This is a genomic window from uncultured Paracoccus sp. (assembly GCF_947487305.1).
Classification (GTDB): domain Bacteria; phylum Pseudomonadota; class Alphaproteobacteria; order Rhodobacterales; family Rhodobacteraceae; genus Paracoccus.
In genome coordinates, this window is sequence record NZ_CANKWH010000003.1 from 159,498 (window position 1) to 173,879 (window position 14,382).

The window sequence follows — 14,382 nt, forward strand, 5'->3', positions numbered from 1 at the left end:
GTTGTTTCGCCGGCACGCCTATTGGCCGGTCGCCGCCTTCTGTGCATCTGTCATCAGCAGTTCGACGAGACGGAAGTCGATCTCGTTGTCGATATCCACCGAGCGTACATGCGGCATTTCGTAGATCCGGGTGCGGCCGTTCCACAACCCCGATTTCAGGCTGTGCCGGTGCCAGACATAGACCGAGCCGTTCATTGACCAGACCTTTGGCGCGGCTTGACGTGATGTGACCAGATCCGGCAGCGGCTTGACCAGGCCGATATTTCCATCGGGGCCGCACTCGACCATGTTGAAATAGGGGTTCTTTTCGGCCGGATAGCCCGTGATCACGCAGTCCGTGTTCGCGTCCAGCAGGGCGGCTGCGGCGTCAATGTCAGAGACGAGGCGTAGCGGCGATGTCGGATCAAGGTCGATGATCCGGCTCACCTCGACCCCCATCGCCTCGACCTGCGCCACCAGATGCTCGATCACCGGAAATTTCGCGGCGCTGGATGTGGCCATCTCGGCCGGACGAACGAAGGGGACCTCCGCGCCGGCGGCAGCTGCCACGGCTGCGATTTCGGCATCCTCGGTCGAGACAAAGACCCGATCGATCGCGCTCGAGGCCAGTGCCTGCTCGATCGTATGCACAATCAATGGCTTGCCCAAAAGGGCGCGGATATTCTTGCGCGGCACGCCTTGCGAACCGCCACGCGCACAGATCGAACAGATGGTAGTCATGCGATTTCCTCTTCTTGCCTGCCAGCCGGTCCGTCTTCCAGCGACGGCAGTTTCTCGGTTTGGTCCTGAACTACCCCGGTGGCTTCGCGCTCCCAAACAGGGTCCGCGCCGATCTGGCGCCGCCGGCTCATGCCGTGTCTACCGGCACCGGGCGCGCGGGCACGCCCAGCACCGTCACCCCGGGGGCAACATCGCGCAGCACCACGGCCCCGGCACCGACGACGGCCCCGATGCCGATACGGACACCCTGCCGCACGGTTGCGCCCGCGCCGATCAGCACATTGTCACCCACAGTCACGCCGCCGGCCAGTCTTGCCCCCGTGGCGACATGGCAATTCGCGCCGAGACGGCAGTCGTGATCGACCACCGCCCCGCTGTTCAGGATCGTCCCGGCTCCGGCCCGGCTTTTGGTGCCGAGGATGGCGCCTGGCGCCATGAAGCTGCCGACGCCGAGCCGGGCCGAGGGCGACAGGATGGCGTGGGGATGGATGACCGTGACCAACGCTTCTGCCGGCAAAGCTGCCAGCCAGTCGGCGCGCCGCTCAGCACCTGCTGCGGTGACGAAGCCGATGCCCGGCACCAGTCCAAAGCCGGCTGCGACCAGCGCGGCGATTGCCGCGTCATCGCCAAGGCGCGGCCCCAGCAGCGAAAGATCCCGATCCGTTTCAGGCGCGGGGGACAGATGTCCGGCCAGATCACCCTGCGACAGGGCGATGGCCTCGGCCACCACGTCGGCATGACCGCCGGCCCCAAGAAGGATCAGGCGCTGCATGGTCTCACGCCTCGCCGGCCTGGAAGTCGGCAGTTGTCAGCGGCTTGAAGGCCGCGACGCCACGCGCGAGCCTGAGACCGGTAACGAACTCCAGTGCTGCGGGCTTCAATCCGTCACCGGGGCGCATGATGCGGATGTCATCAGCCGTCAGCACATGACCTGCGGGCAGATCCCGAGCCGCCACAAGCGAGCGACGACCGACTTTGGCAGTCTTCAATTCACCCTGCGTCGGAGCCTTGATACCGCTGCCGATGGACAGTTCGATGGCGCGGATGCCGGCGACGAAATCGCGGAACTCGCCCGGTTCCATCGAGGCGCGGTGATCGGGGCCGGGCAGGTCATGGTCCAGGGTGATGTGCTTCTCAACGATGCGCGCCCCGCGCGCCACCGCTGCCCAGGAAATTGCGGAGCCCTCGGTATGATCGGACCAGCCGACCGGCAGGCCGAAGGCGCGGGCCATGGTGTCGATGGCGGCAAGGTTGCAATCCTCGACCGCCGCCGGATAGTTCGAGACGCAATGCAGCAGCGAAACCTGCGGATCACCCGCCGCCCGGATCGCCGCCAGCGCCGCCGCGACCTCGGCCAGATCGCCCATGCCGGTGGACAGGATGATCGGCTTACCCTTCTGCGCGATGTGGGCCAGCAGCGGCAGATGGGTCAGATCGCCCGAGCTGATCTTGAAGGCATCGACGCCCACGCGTTCCAGCAGGTCCGACGCCGCCTCGCTGAAGGGGGTGGAGAGGAACTGGATCCCCACCTTGCCGCAGTAATCGGCCAGCTCGGCAAATTGCGCCTCGGTCAGCTCCAGCGCCTTCAGCATGTCGAACTGGCTGCCGCCGTCGCCGGTATTGGCGACCTGGTATTCGGCCTTGCGGGCATCCGGTGTCACCAGGTCCTCGGCGCGGAAGGTCTGGAACTTGACCGCATCCGCCCGCGCCGCGACCGAGGCGTCGATCAGCTGGCGGGCCAGGTCCAACGAGCCGTTATGGTTGACGCCGATCTCGGCGATGATGAAGGTCTTCGTCACGCGCCTCTCCTCAGATCCGCTGGTCCAGCGACTTGGCGCTGACGACATGGGTGCGGGCAAAGCCCGTCTCGACGCTGCTGATCGCGTCCTTGAGATCGGCGACGCTCAGCGGCTGGCCGTGGTCCGAGGCCATCACCCCTTCCAGCTGGCGCAGCAGCGTGTCGAAGCTGTCGGGCGCGGCGGGGGCCAGGTAGGGCACGCGGCGCAGCGAGGCAAAGCGGGTCGGATGCACGCTTTCCTCGGCGCCGACGAATTCCTCGTAAGGCTTCTCGCCCGCCGTATCGAGCGGCGTCAGCAGCACCGGCCATTTGCCCTCGGCCGCAAGCTCCTCGACCCGGCTGACCGCCTCGGCCTCGTCGCGGGTGTAATAGGGGCTGAGACCCTGAGCCTCGAGGAACCAGCCGGCCACATCCTGCAGCAGCATCAGGTGCTCTTCCGGTTCCAGTGCCGGCACCATGATATTGCCGGTTTCCCCCAGAAGCCCGGCCAGCGTGCAGAGATGGCCCGATTCCGGCAGGGCGACGAAAAACCTCCGGCAGCCCTCGGGGCAGGCCATCGGCTGGCGCAGGGCCAGCCGGTTTTCCCAGCTTTGCAGCAGCGAGCCGTTCGACAGGGCCACATTGGCAAAGCGCGCCGAGGTGATCCCCAGCCCCTCGGGCCAGTCGAGCGTGGGCGAGAACATCGCGTGTTCCATCAGCCGCTTGGTCGCGCCCATCATCGAGGAGGGGTTGGCGGCCTTGTCGGTCGAGACGCAGAACAGGCGCTTCAGGCTGCTTTGCCGGGCCAGTTGCCGCGACAGCCGCGACAGCTTCAGCACGTTGGTATCCAGCATGGCGAGGATGGAATAGGGGTCCTTTTCCGACCGCACATGCTTGAGCGCCGCGAAGTTCAACACGTAATCATAGGACTGCGGCTGCGAGCCGAGCCACAGCCGGAAGGCATCGCCGCCGTAATCGATCGGCATGGTCAACAGCTCGTCCACCGTCAGCGGCTCGGGTGCCGAACGCAGGGCGCGCACCAGTTCGGCCAGCCCATTCTCGTTATGGTCGACGACATGCAGGGCCTTCGGGGCGAAATGGGCCACACTGCGCAGGGTCTGGAAGCCGATAGAACCGGCGCCGCCGATGAATAGGATGCGCGAGCCGCGGATCATCTGCGACAGCTCGCCCGCCGCCGCGGCAAGGTCATCGGCGAAGAAGCTCTCGCGCCGGCCGACGATGCGCGATGAAAGCCGGTCAAGCCTGGTGTCGGGCGCTGCGGTCATTCTTTCCTGCCTTCATAGATGCTGCGGGCGCGTTCGAAATCGGTCATATTGCCGATGTCGATCCAGCGCCCGGAATGGGTATAGGTGCCGCCCCTCATGCCATGCTGGGGCAGATCGGTGAACAGCGTCGGCAGGTCATAGAAGCTGCCCTGCGGCACCACCTCCAGCACGCGACGGGACAGCATGTAGATGCCGGCATTGATGCAGTAATGCAGCGTCGGCTTTTCCTCGGCGCCGAGGAACTCGCCCTCGTCCGAGCGCTGCACCACGCCATAAGGAATGGTATAGCCATGCTCACGGACCACCATGGTCGCCTGCCAGCCGCTGGCCCGATGCGCGTCGAGCAGTTGCGAGACATCGACATCGTTCAACAGGTCGCCGTTGCAGACCATGAAATCGTCAGACAGCGCCTTGGGATCGATCAGGCTCAACGCCCCGCCGGTGCCCATGCGCGTGGTCTCGTGAATATAGTTGATATAGACATCATGCTCGCTGCCATCGCCGTAATGCGCGACCAGCATATCCGCCAGATAGTTCACCGAGAGGATGAAGCGGCGGATGCCCTGGTCGCGCAGGTTCTCGATGATATGGGTCAGGATCGGCTTGCCGCCCATCTGCAGCAGCGGCTTCGGGCAGTCGTCGGTCAGCGGCGCGAGCCGGCTGCCCAGCCCGCCTGCCATCAAGACGACGGTGATATCGGCCGGCGAGGGCGCCAGCGTCAGGACATAAAGCGCCGCGAAACGCCCGTCCTTCAATTCTGGCAGCGCCTCGATCCCGCGCCGCACCATCAGCGAGCGGACGGCGGCATGGGGCATCTCTTCGTGGATGGCGATGGGGTTCGGGTTCGCCGCGCGGATGACCGGGTCGTCCAGCTTGCCGCCGGCGGTGATATAGCGGCGCAGGTCGCCATCGGCCACCGCGGCCACCATGCGGCCCTCGTCATCGACCACCGGCACGAAGCGCAGCCCGGCCTTGCTCATCAGCTCCATCGTCCGGCGCAGGGTGAACTCTGGCCGGATCAGGGTGCCGCTCATCGAGCTGGCGGAATGTCTGGTCAATTGCATGGCGCGTCGATCCTTTGTCCATCCAATCCGGGATAACGGGTCAGGAGCAGCTTGTCCCCTGACCGACGGTCACGTTGCGGTGCCCGCAGCGTCGTCGAGGCCGACCGCCCGACCGTAACCACGGCAATGCGCCGGGTCGGGCCGTTAAGATTCCGCTGCTCAGGCATCGGCCCCGCTCCAGAATCGTCCGGCGGCGGCGATGACATGATCGAGTTCGCCATCCGTCAGATGGGTCGAGCAGGGCAGGGGGAAGATGCGTTGCCACAGGGCATCCGAGACCGGCATCTCTGACGCCAGCGCGCCGAGATAGGGCGTTTGCAGGTGGATGGGCTTCCAGAAGGGCCGCAGGTCGATCCCCTCGGCCCGCATATGGGCGCGGAAGGCATCGGGGCGGTCGGGATCGGCGCCCGTGTACCAGAAGCCCGAGAACCAGTGTCCGTTCTCGCCGAAGGACGGTTCGGGGAAGGCCTCGAGCGCGGGATGACCGGCGGCGAATTCCGCGTAACGGTCGCGGATCTGGTGCTTGCGGTCCAGGAAGGCGGGCAGCCGCTCGATCTGGGCCACGCCAAGCGCCGCCTGCACGTTGGTCATGCGGAAGTTATATGCGATGACATCGTGATCGTAATTCGCCCCGACGCGGCCGGTCGAGCAGAGATGCTTGATCCGCGCGATCAGCTCGGGATCGGCTGCCGCCACCGCGCCGCCGCCGCCCGTGGTGATGGTCTTGTTGCCGTTGAAGGAATAGCACACGGCATCGACGCCGGTGGCCGCCAGCGCCCGGCCATCCGCCATGGTGGTGCCAATGGCCGCCGCCGCATCTACCACCACCTTCAGCCCGAATTCGCGCGCCAGCGCGACGACGCCATCCAGATCGGCGACCGCGCCCATGACCATCACCGGCATGATCGCACGCAGCACCTCGCCGGTTTGGGCATGGCGGCGCAATCCGTCGGCGCCGGCGACCGTCTCGGCCAGGATCAGCCGGCGGCAGAGGTCCAGATCGACCATCCAGCTTTCATCGGTGACATCGACCAGCCAGGGCTGCGCGCCGCTGTGGCTGACCGCGTTCGGCGTGGCGATGAAGGTCAGCGACGGCGTCAGCACCAGGTCGCCCGCGCCGATGCCCAGACCCTCCAGCGCCATCTGCAGCGCCACCGTGCCGGTGCACAGCACCGCCGCCCGCGAACTGCCGGACAGCTCGGCGATCTGCGCCTCGAACTGGTCGACGAAGGGGCCGACTGAGGACACGAATGTCGAGCTGATGCACTCGGCCAGCAATTCGCCCTCCCGTCCCTGCAGGTTGGGGGTGGCAAGCGGGATCATGCGCTGTGTGGAGATCAAGATTTCAGCCTCGGTCTGGTTCTCGGCTGTGTGTTACACAGGAAAGCCAGCGGTTTCCAGACCACCACATGACTTGTAGCGCGCTGGCCGGCAGGGCGACCGGATCCCGGCAATCTCGTGCCTGATCCTGACTCGGATCATGAAACCCGCCTTCCGCAACGTCGCGACGGCATCGGGACGCGAGCCGGGGATGACCTCGGATTCGCATCGGTTGCGAAAATATTCTTGCGCGAGCAAATGCATAGGCAGAGTATTCCTTAGAATTGAGCGTCGGGCCCGCGGCAGGCGAGGCCTTGGACTGGGGGCAGCCATGCTTTGCAAACCGCGAGAATTCGACATCATCAGAACCACGTTCGGCGCCGCTGTCCTGCTGGCTGCCGGGCTTGTTGCCGGTCCTCCGGGCGCGCTGGCGCAGGATGCTCCGGTGGTCATGGTCCGCGAGGTGGAAAGCCGCGAGGTGCCGAATACCAGCGAGTTCATCGGCCGGATTCAGGCGGTCGAGCGGGTGGATATCGTGGCCCGTGTGACCGGCACGCTGCTGGCGCCGCAATTCACCGAGGGCGACAGGGTCGAGGCCGGGCAGCTGCTCTATCAGATCGATCCGGCACCGTTCCAGGCCGATGTGAACGGGCAGGCCGCACAATTGGCCAGCGCCAGGGCGGTCGCTGCCAATGCCACGTTGAACAACACCCGCGCGCAGGATCTGGCCAAGACGCAGGCCGGATCGCAGGCCACCGCCGACACCCGCGCGGCCGAACTGGCGCAGGCCAATGCCGCCGTGCAGATCGCCGAGGCCGGGCTTGAAGTGGCCGAGATCACCCTTGGCTATACCCAGATCACCTCGCCGATCAGCGGTCGCATTGGCCGCAGCGCGATTACCCAAGGCAATATCGTCTCGCCCGCCTCGGGTCCGCTGGCGCGGGTGGTGCAGGATGACAAGGTCTGGGCGGTCTTTGCCCCCAGCCAGCGCGAGGTGCTGCAATACCGCAAGGCCGGGTTCGAGAAGCCGCCGGTGGTGCGGCTGAAGCTGGCCGATGGCAGCCTCTATGACGGCACCGGCACGGTCGATTTTCTGGATAACAGCGTCGATGCCAGCACTGACAGCCAGACCCTGCGCTCGACCTTTGACAATCCCGACAAGCTGTTGATCGACGGCCAGACCATCCGGGTGCTGATCGAGCAGCCAGCGGATGCGCCGGTGCTGGTGGTGCCAGGTGTCGCGCTGGCGGCGGATCAGACCGGACCCTTCGTGCTGGTCGTGGATGCCGAGAACAAGGTGGCGACCAAATACGTCACCACCGGCCAGCAGCGCGACGGCATGGCGGTCATTACCGCAGGACTGGCCGAGGGTGACAAGGTGATCGTGCAGGGCGCGCAGCGCGTCCGCAATGGCATGGTGGTCGATCCCCAGCCCGCCGACACGGGGAATTAGGCTATGATCTCCTCGGTCTTCATCCGTCGCCCGCGCATGGCGATCGTCATTTCGCTCATCATCACCATTGCCGGGCTGATGGCCTATCGCGCGCTGCCGGTGGCGCAATTCCCCGAAATCGTGCCGCCGCAGGTGCAGGTCAGCGCCTTCTATCCCGGCGCCGATGCCAGCACGCTGGAGCAATCGGTGGCGCAGGTGATCGAGCCTGCGATCAACGGCGTCGATGACATGATCTACATGCAATCGACCTCGGGTTCGGATGGCAGCTACAGCCTCGCGGTCAGTTTCGAGGTCGGCTCGGACCCGGACCTGAACACGGTGAACGTGTCGAACCGGGTGAACCAGATCACCGCCGCCCTGCCAGCCGAGGTGCAGTCGCTTGGGGTGACGGTGCAGAAACGCTCGACCAGCATGTTGCAGGTCATCACCGTCTACTCTCCCGACAGCTCGCGCGACACGCTGTTCCTGTCGAACTACACAAAGCTGAACCTTGTCGACCGGCTGGCGCGGGTGCCGGGCGTGGGCGAGGCCTTTGCCTTCGGGCCGCGCGACTATTCCATGCGGGTCTGGCTGGATGTGCAGCGGCTGTCGAGCCTGAACCTGACGGCCACGGATGTCATCGGCGCGCTGAAGGCGCAGAACGTGCAGGCTGCGGTTGGCCGGATCGGTGCCAATCCGGCGATTCCCGGCACGAATTTCCAGGTCAACATCACCGCCGATGGCCGGCTGAACAGCGTCGAAGAGATCGAGAACGTGGTGTTGCGCAGCGATACGGGCGGTTCGCGCGTGCTGGTCAAGGACGTGGCCACGGTCGAGCTGGGCGCCAAGTCGCAGGATGCGGACCCCAGCTTCAACGGGCTGCCGGCGGCGGGCATCGGCATCTACCAGGCACCCGGCGCCAATGCCATCGCCACCGCCGAAGCGGTGAACGAGGTGCTGCACGAGCTGGAGGCGCGGCTGCCCGAAGGCGTGGGGCTTACCGTGGCCTACGATTCCACCTATTTCGTCGAACAGATGATGGAAAGCGTGATGCGCACGCTGGAAGAGGCCTTCATCCTCGTCGCCATTGTGGTGCTGGTCTTCCTCGGCAGTTTCCGCGCCACGCTGATCCCGATCCTTGCGGTGCCGGTGGCGCTGATCGGCACGCTGGCGGTCATGCTGGCACTGGGCTTCTCGCTGAACACAATCTCGCTTCTGGCGCTGGTTCTGGCCATCGGCATCGTGGTCGATGACGCCATCGTCGTGGTCGAGGCGGTCGAGCACAAGCTGGAGGAGCATCCCGAGATGACGCCCGCCGAGGCGACCGAGGCGGCGATGAAGGAAATCACCGCGCCGATCATCGCCATCACGCTGGTGCTCTTGTCGGTCTTTGTCCCGACCATGTTCATCCCCGGCATCACCGGCGAGCTCTACAAGCAGTTTGCGGTCGCGGTTTCGGTCTCGATGGTGATCTCGGCGATCAATGCGCTCAGCCTGTCGCCGGCGCTGTGCTCAATCATCCTCAAGCGCAACGAGGGCGGCAAGAAGGGCCTGTTCCGGGTCTTCGACCGGGGCGTGAACGGGCTCAGCCGCGGCTATCTGGCGGTGGTCAGGCCGCTGACCCGGCGGGCGATCCTGACGCTGGTGCTGCTTGGCGGCTTCCTCTTTGGCACCGGCTACCTGGCCACGACCGTCCCCTCGGGTTTCCTGCCGCTCGAGGATCAGGGCGCCTTCATGGGCGAGTTCCAGCTGCCCGCCGATGCCTCGGTCGAGCGCAGCACCGCCGTCGGCGAAGAGGTCCGCGCGGTTCTGGCTGCGAACGAGAATATCGAGAACGTCTTTACCGTCGCCGGCTTCTCGCTGATCGACGGCGTGGTGCTGCCGAACCGGGGCTTCTTCGTCGTCACGCTGAAGCCCTTCGAGGAGCGGCCCGAAGCCTCGCAATCGGCCTTTACCGTCATCGATCAGGTGAACCAGCAACTGGCCGGACTGACCAGCACCACCGCCTTTGCCTTCAACCTGCCACCGATTCAGGGCCTTGGCACCGGCTCGGGGTTTCAGGCGATGCTGGCCAGCCGCGAGGGCGCCGAGCCCGCGCAGATCGCCGAGGTCGCGCGGGGCCTGACCGCCAATGCGGCGCAGGATGATCGTTTGGCCGGGGTCTATACCACCTTCAGCGCCGATACCCCGCAGCTGAAACTGGTCATCGACCGCGAGCGGGTGCAGACCCTTGGCGTCGATATCGCGAGCCTCTTCCAGACCTCGGGTGCGCTTTTGGGCGGTGCCTATGTCAATGACGTGAACCTGTTCGGGCGCACCTGGCAATTGAAGGTGCAGGCCGATGCCGATGCGCGCATGGATGTCGAGGATATCGGCCAGATCCGGGTGCGCAGCGCCAGCGGCGCGCTGGTGCCGCTGACCGCCGTGGCCGAGGTCAACCTGATCACCGCCCCGGCCTTCGTCACCCGCTATAACAACGAGCGGGCGGTGATGATCAATGGCGGTCCTTCGCCCGGCCATTCCTCGGGCGAGGCGATTGCCGCCATGCAGGAGGTCGCGGATGCGAGCCTGCCCGACGGCTATGCCCTGGAATGGACCGGCACGGCGCTGCAGGAGCAGGAGGCCAGCGGCCAGACCGGGCCGATCCTCGTGCTGGCGCTGGTCTTTGCCTACCTGTTCCTCGTCGCGCTCTACGAAAGCTGGATGATCCCGATCGCAGTGCTCTTGTCGGTGGGCACCGGGCTCTTCGGTGCCATGCTGGCGCTGAAGCTGACGGGCTTGGAAAACAACGTCTATGCGCAGGTGGGCATCGTCATCCTGATCGCGCTGGCGGCCAAGAACGCCATCCTCATCGTCGAGTTCGCGATGGAGCAGCGCGCCCATGGCAAGAGCATCGTCGAAGCCGCCATCGCCGGTGCCGGGCTGCGCTTCCGCGCGGTGATGATGACCTCGTTTGCCTTCATCCTCGGGCTGGTGCCGCTGGTGACTTCGTCCGGGGCCGGGGCGGCGACGCAGCGCGCCGTTGGCACCTCGGTCTTCGGCGGGATGCTGGCCTCGGCCGCCTTCGGCATCTTCCTGATCCCGGGGCTTTACGTGATCTTCCAGTGGCTGCGCGAGAAGACCAAGAGTCTTGGCGGCAAGAAGAAGGACCCCGCGACCCCCGCCCCGTGATCGTCAAGGCGTTCCGCTGGTTCCGGCTGGCGGCAGGGTTCGCGCGTGCTATGTCCTTGTTGCGGCCAGACGCGCCGCAGCAAGGAGACCTGTGCCCGTGACTGCCGAAACCACCCCGAAAAACCGCCCGGCCGGGGCGACGTGCCGCTGAGGCTTTCCGCCGATCGCCGCAGTGCTGTGGTCGCGGCGCTCGGCGTCACCCAGACCATCGGCTTTGCCTCGAGCTATTACATCCCGGCAGTGCTGGCCGGGCCGATGGCCGCGGGGCTGAACCTGTCGCCGATCTGGGTCTATGGCGCCTTTTCCATGGCGCTGATCGTCTCGGCCTTTGTCGGGCCTTGGGCCGGGGCGCGGATCGATCGGCTAGGTGGTCGCGGCGTGCTGATGGGGTCGAACCTGATCTTTGCGGCGGGGCTGATGCTGTTGGCCCTCGCCCCTTCGGCGGCGGTTTTGTTCATCGGGTGGGCGCTGATCGGGCTGGGCATGGGGATCGGGCTTTACGATTCCGGCTTTGCCTTGCTGGCCGGCATCTATGGGCGCGACGCGCGCGGCGCGATGACCGGCATCACCCTGATCGCCGGTTTCGCGAGCACCGTGGGCTGGCCGCTCTCGGGGCTGATCCTTGCCCATTGGGGCTGGCGCGAGGCCTGCGCCACATGGGCGCTGATCCACTTGCTGATTGCCCTGCCGCTGAACGCGCTGCTGCCGACGCCCTCGGCACGTCCTGATGCGCCCGTGGCCCAGGACGTTGAGGCGGAAGGTCCGACTCCGCCACGCGGAGAGCTGGCGTTGCTGGCCTTCGTCTTTGCCGCGACATGGTTCATCTCGACGGCGATGGCGGCGCATTTGCCGGGGCTGCTGCAGGCGGCGGGGGCGAGTGCCGCCACGGCCATTGCCGCCGGGGCGCTGATCGGACCGGCGCAGGTGGGCGCGCGGCTGTTCGAGTTCAGCCTGCTCGGCCGCTTTCACCCGCTGATCTCGGCGCGGCTGGCAGCAGCGGCGCATCCGCTGGCGGCGCTGCTGCTGATGGTGATCGGCGGGCCAGCGGCCTCGGCCTTTGCACTGCTGCACGGCGCGGGCAACGGTATCCTGACCATTGCCAAGGGCACGCTGCCCCTGGCGCTTTATGGACCTGCCGGATACGGGCGGCGGCTCGGCTGGCTCAGCGCCCCGGCACGGATCACCCAGGCAGCGGCGCCGCTGGTCTTTGGCGCGGCGCTGACGGCCTGGGGGCTGAACGCGATCTGGCTGACGGCGGGGATCGGGGCGGCGGCGCTGGCGGCGCTGTGCCTTATCAGGCGGAGATAGGTCAGCGCACGGTGATCGCGATGGGCACGGTCAGGTTCGCCGGCTGGCCGTTGGGTGGAGCGGGCAGGCGTGGCATCCGGCCCGCATGGCGAGCCAGCGCGTTGTCGACGCGGGCATTGCCGGTGCCGGCGGCCAGCCGGGCGCTGGCCCGACCGTTGGCCGCGACGCTGACCACCACCGTTGCCTGCAGCGTGCCGCGCGCGCCGCTGAGGTTGGCGCGATGCATGTGCCGTGCGACCCGGGCCTGAACCTCACCTTGCCAGTTCGCAACCGCCTGCGGACTCGCGGCTGCGCGGGCCCGAGAGGAATCGTTGCCCTGTGCGGCGCTGCTGGCCTGTTGCTGTCGACGCTGCTGCGGCTGTGCCTCGGGGGCAGGCCGCTCTAACGCCTGCTGGCGCCGGGGTTTTTCGCGTTGGGGTTCCGCCCGGCGCTGGCGCTCGGGCTCTGGTTCGGGCGCGCGCTGCCGGACGACGGGGCGATCCGGGCGGCGCAAGGGGCGGTCCGAGGCCAGCAGAGCGGTATCCGAAGGTGGCTCGACCACCGGCGGCGGCATCTCGGCGAAGTCGGGCGCGGGCATGGGCAGTAGGTCCGGCAGCACCGGATCAACGGGTTCGACGACCTGTTCGGGTTCAGGTTCGGGCTGCGGGATCTCGGGCGGCGAGAAGCTCTGCAACTCGGGCAGGACCGGCTCGACAGGCTGCGGCGCAGGTGGGGCGGCAGGAGGAGGGGCGGGGGCCAGCTCGATATAGACCGCCTCGGGGGCATCGGGCAGCGCGGCGACGGGGCGATCAAGCGCCCAGTTGGCCGCAAGCAGATGCGCGCCGATCACGGCGCTGCCTGCCGCCAGCCAGAGGCCGGTCCGCCCGGCGACCTCGCCCCTTGCCGCCGCGATGCTCATGGTGCCGCAGCCGGCGCGGCGCTGGCCTGATCCAGCCCGACCAGCGCGATCTTCAGGTATCCGGCATCGCGCAGCTGGTTCATCACCCCCATCAGCTGGCCGTAAGGCACCGCCTGATCGGCGCGCAGGAAGAGCCGCGTTTCGGGATCGCCGCCAGTGGCCGCCGTCAGCGCCGCCGCCAGCGCGCCCGGCGCGATGACGTCATTGCCAAGGGACAGCGACAGGTCGGGGCCGACGGTCAGCCAGACCGGCGCCTCGGGCCGGCCCGAGGAGGGCGCGTTCGAGACCGGCAGATCGACATTCACATCCACCGTCGCCAGGGGTGCCGCGACCATGAAGATGATCAAGAGCACCAGCATCACGTCGATGAACGGCGTGACGTTGATCTCGTGCGCTTCGGTCAGGTCGTCGCCCTCGTCCAGCATCCCGCCTGCCATGATCAGACCCCCGCCGCGCGGCGGTCGATGTCGCGCCCGACCAGCCGCTCGATGCCGGCGCCGACCTCGGCCAGCCGCAGGCGGTAATTGGCGGTGACGCGCGCCAGCAGGTTATAGATCACCACCGCAGGGATGGCGGCGACAAGGCCAAGCGCGGTGGCCAGCAGCGCCTCGGCAATGCCGGGCGCGACCACGGCAAGGTTCGTGGTCTGCGCCTGCGAGATGCCGATGAAGCTGTTCATGATGCCCCAGACGGTTCCGAAAAGCCCGACAAAGGGCGCGGTCGAGCCGATCGTGGCCAGAAGCCCGGTGCCACGCGCCGCCTCGCGCGTGGCCCGCGCCTGGATCTGCACCAGATGCGAGGCGATGCGGCCGCGCACATCCGCCTGCGCCGGGCCCGAGCGGTTCAGCTCGCGCGCCGTGGCGGCCAGCATCCTGAGGCCGGGGCCGCGCCCCTCGCCGCCGGCAAGGGCGTCGTCCAGATGCGGGGCGTCCTCGACCCGGCGCGCGGTGCGGGCGATGTTGCGAAAGGCCGCCAGCAGTTCCAGCGCCTTGGCGACGAGGATGGTCCAGGTGACGACCGAGGCGAAGACGAGGCCGATCATCACCGCCTTCACCACGATATCGGCCTGCCGGAACATGCCCATCGGCGAAAGGTCATGGGGCAGGGCGGCCATCACCGCATTCTGCGGTGCAGGTGCGGGCGCGGCTGTGTCCACGGGCGCCGGTGCCGTTTGCACCTCGGCTTGGGTCGCAACGGGCGCAGGCTCGGCGGGCGTTGTCTGGGCCGCAACCGGCGCGGCGAGGCCGATCAGCAGCGCGGTCAACAGGCAGATCGGACGAAGCCGGAGGGATCGGGTCATGAAGGGCCTACTTTCGTGCGGATATCAGGCAGCAAAGCGCGAATTGCCCCCGCTGATAATCCAAGTAAAATAGTAAGACAATGCCCGGAGGCGGTTTCGCCGCCCC

Annotated in this window: 12 protein-coding genes; 3 read left to right on the forward strand and 9 right to left on the reverse strand. The window is 67.1% G+C overall.

Annotated elements, in window-relative coordinates; translation table 11 throughout:
• Positions 1-18: 18 nt before the first annotated feature.
• The 6 genes from Q1A36_RS05450 to Q1A36_RS05475 all read right to left on the reverse strand — a co-directional run bounded on the left by Q1A36_RS05450 (position 19) and on the right by Q1A36_RS05475 (position 6,170).
• Positions 19-720 carry an acylneuraminate cytidylyltransferase family protein gene (locus Q1A36_RS05450; RefSeq protein WP_299841119.1) on the reverse strand — a complete coding sequence of 234 codons (702 nt, stop codon included), beginning with the start codon at positions 718-720 and terminating at the stop codon, positions 19-21.
• A 127-nt stretch (positions 721-847) separates the two neighbouring features.
• Complete coding sequence (locus tag Q1A36_RS05455; RefSeq protein ID WP_299840805.1) at positions 848-1,492, reverse strand: NeuD/PglB/VioB family sugar acetyltransferase; 645 nt, start codon at positions 1,490-1,492, stop codon at positions 848-850.
• Positions 1,493-1,496: 4 nt separating this feature from the next.
• Positions 1,497-2,519, reverse strand: coding sequence for an N-acetylneuraminate synthase (neuB, locus tag Q1A36_RS05460; protein ID WP_299840807.1), 1,023 nt, complete (start codon positions 2,517-2,519; stop codon positions 1,497-1,499).
• Between the two features lie 10 nt (positions 2,520-2,529).
• Positions 2,530-3,783, reverse strand: a complete 1,254-nt coding sequence (locus tag Q1A36_RS05465) for a polysaccharide biosynthesis protein (protein ID WP_299840809.1) — start codon at positions 3,781-3,783, stop codon at positions 2,530-2,532.
• The gene (locus Q1A36_RS05470; protein ID WP_299840811.1) at positions 3,780-4,847 is read right to left on the reverse strand and encodes a nucleotidyltransferase family protein; all 1,068 of its coding nucleotides are present in this window, start codon (positions 4,845-4,847) and stop codon (positions 3,780-3,782) included. The genes Q1A36_RS05465 and Q1A36_RS05470 overlap by 4 nt, the downstream gene beginning before the upstream one ends.
• Positions 4,848-5,006: 159 nt before the next feature.
• A complete protein-coding gene (locus tag Q1A36_RS05475; RefSeq protein ID WP_299840813.1) occupies positions 5,007-6,170 on the reverse strand; it encodes an aminotransferase class I/II-fold pyridoxal phosphate-dependent enzyme in 1,164 nt (387 codons plus the stop codon).
• Positions 6,171-6,498: 328 nt separating this feature from the next.
• Between Q1A36_RS05475 and Q1A36_RS05480 the strand changes: the two genes are divergently transcribed.
• The 3 genes from Q1A36_RS05480 to Q1A36_RS05490 all read left to right on the forward strand — a co-directional run bounded on the left by Q1A36_RS05480 (position 6,499) and on the right by Q1A36_RS05490 (position 12,078).
• Entirely contained in the window at positions 6,499-7,620 is a 1,122-nt protein-coding gene (locus tag Q1A36_RS05480) for an efflux RND transporter periplasmic adaptor subunit (RefSeq protein ID WP_299840815.1), read from the forward strand.
• Between the two features lie 3 nt (positions 7,621-7,623).
• Positions 7,624-10,770 (forward strand): multidrug efflux RND transporter permease subunit, encoded by a 3,147-nt coding sequence (locus Q1A36_RS05485; RefSeq protein WP_299840817.1) that lies wholly within the window; start codon positions 7,624-7,626, stop codon positions 10,768-10,770.
• Between the two features lie 141 nt (positions 10,771-10,911).
• Complete coding sequence (locus Q1A36_RS05490) at positions 10,912-12,078, forward strand: MFS transporter (RefSeq protein WP_299840819.1); 1,167 nt, start codon at positions 10,912-10,914, stop codon at positions 12,076-12,078.
• A gap of 1 nt (position 12,079) precedes the next feature.
• Here the strand turns inward: Q1A36_RS05490 and Q1A36_RS05495 are convergent, their stop codons facing one another.
• The 3 genes from Q1A36_RS05495 to exbB are packed head-to-tail and all read right to left on the reverse strand — an operon-like array spanning position 12,080 to position 14,276.
• Positions 12,080-12,976 carry a TonB C-terminal domain-containing protein gene (locus Q1A36_RS05495; protein ID WP_299840821.1) on the reverse strand — a complete coding sequence of 299 codons (897 nt, stop codon included), beginning with the start codon at positions 12,974-12,976 and terminating at the stop codon, positions 12,080-12,082.
• The gene (gene exbD, locus Q1A36_RS05500; protein ID WP_299840823.1) at positions 12,973-13,413 is read right to left on the reverse strand and encodes a TonB system transport protein ExbD; all 441 of its coding nucleotides are present in this window, start codon (positions 13,411-13,413) and stop codon (positions 12,973-12,975) included. Before exbD ends, Q1A36_RS05495 begins: the two co-directional genes overlap by 4 nt.
• A gap of 2 nt (positions 13,414-13,415) precedes the next feature.
• On the reverse strand, positions 13,416-14,276 hold the full coding sequence (gene exbB, locus Q1A36_RS05505) for a tonB-system energizer ExbB (protein ID WP_299840825.1): 861 nt from the start codon (positions 14,274-14,276) through the stop codon (positions 13,416-13,418).
• Between the last annotated feature and the right edge of the window lie 106 nt (positions 14,277-14,382).

Coding starts and splice junctions, on each gene's coding strand:
- Q1A36_RS05475 (WP_299840813.1), bottom strand. CDS start 6,170: ATGATCCCGCTTGCCACCCCCAACCTGCAGGGACGGGAGGGCGAATTG.
- Q1A36_RS05455 (WP_299840805.1), bottom strand. CDS start 1,492: ATGCAGCGCCTGATCCTTCTTGGGGCCGGCGGTCATGCCGACGTGGTG.
- Q1A36_RS05495 (WP_299840821.1), bottom strand. CDS start 12,976: ATGAGCATCGCGGCGGCAAGGGGCGAGGTCGCCGGGCGGACCGGCCTC.
- Q1A36_RS05485 (WP_299840817.1), top strand. CDS start 7,624: ATGATCTCCTCGGTCTTCATCCGTCGCCCGCGCATGGCGATCGTCATT.
- Q1A36_RS05450 (WP_299841119.1), bottom strand. CDS start 720: ATGACTACCATCTGTTCGATCTGTGCGCGTGGCGGTTCGCAAGGCGTG.
- Q1A36_RS05480 (WP_299840815.1), top strand. CDS start 6,499: ATGCTTTGCAAACCGCGAGAATTCGACATCATCAGAACCACGTTCGGC.
- Q1A36_RS05470 (WP_299840811.1), bottom strand. CDS start 4,847: ATGCAATTGACCAGACATTCCGCCAGCTCGATGAGCGGCACCCTGATC.
- exbD (WP_299840823.1), bottom strand. CDS start 13,413: ATGGCAGGCGGGATGCTGGACGAGGGCGACGACCTGACCGAAGCGCAC.
- exbB (WP_299840825.1), bottom strand. CDS start 14,276: ATGACCCGATCCCTCCGGCTTCGTCCGATCTGCCTGTTGACCGCGCTG.
- Q1A36_RS05465 (WP_299840809.1), bottom strand. CDS start 3,783: ATGACCGCAGCGCCCGACACCAGGCTTGACCGGCTTTCATCGCGCATC.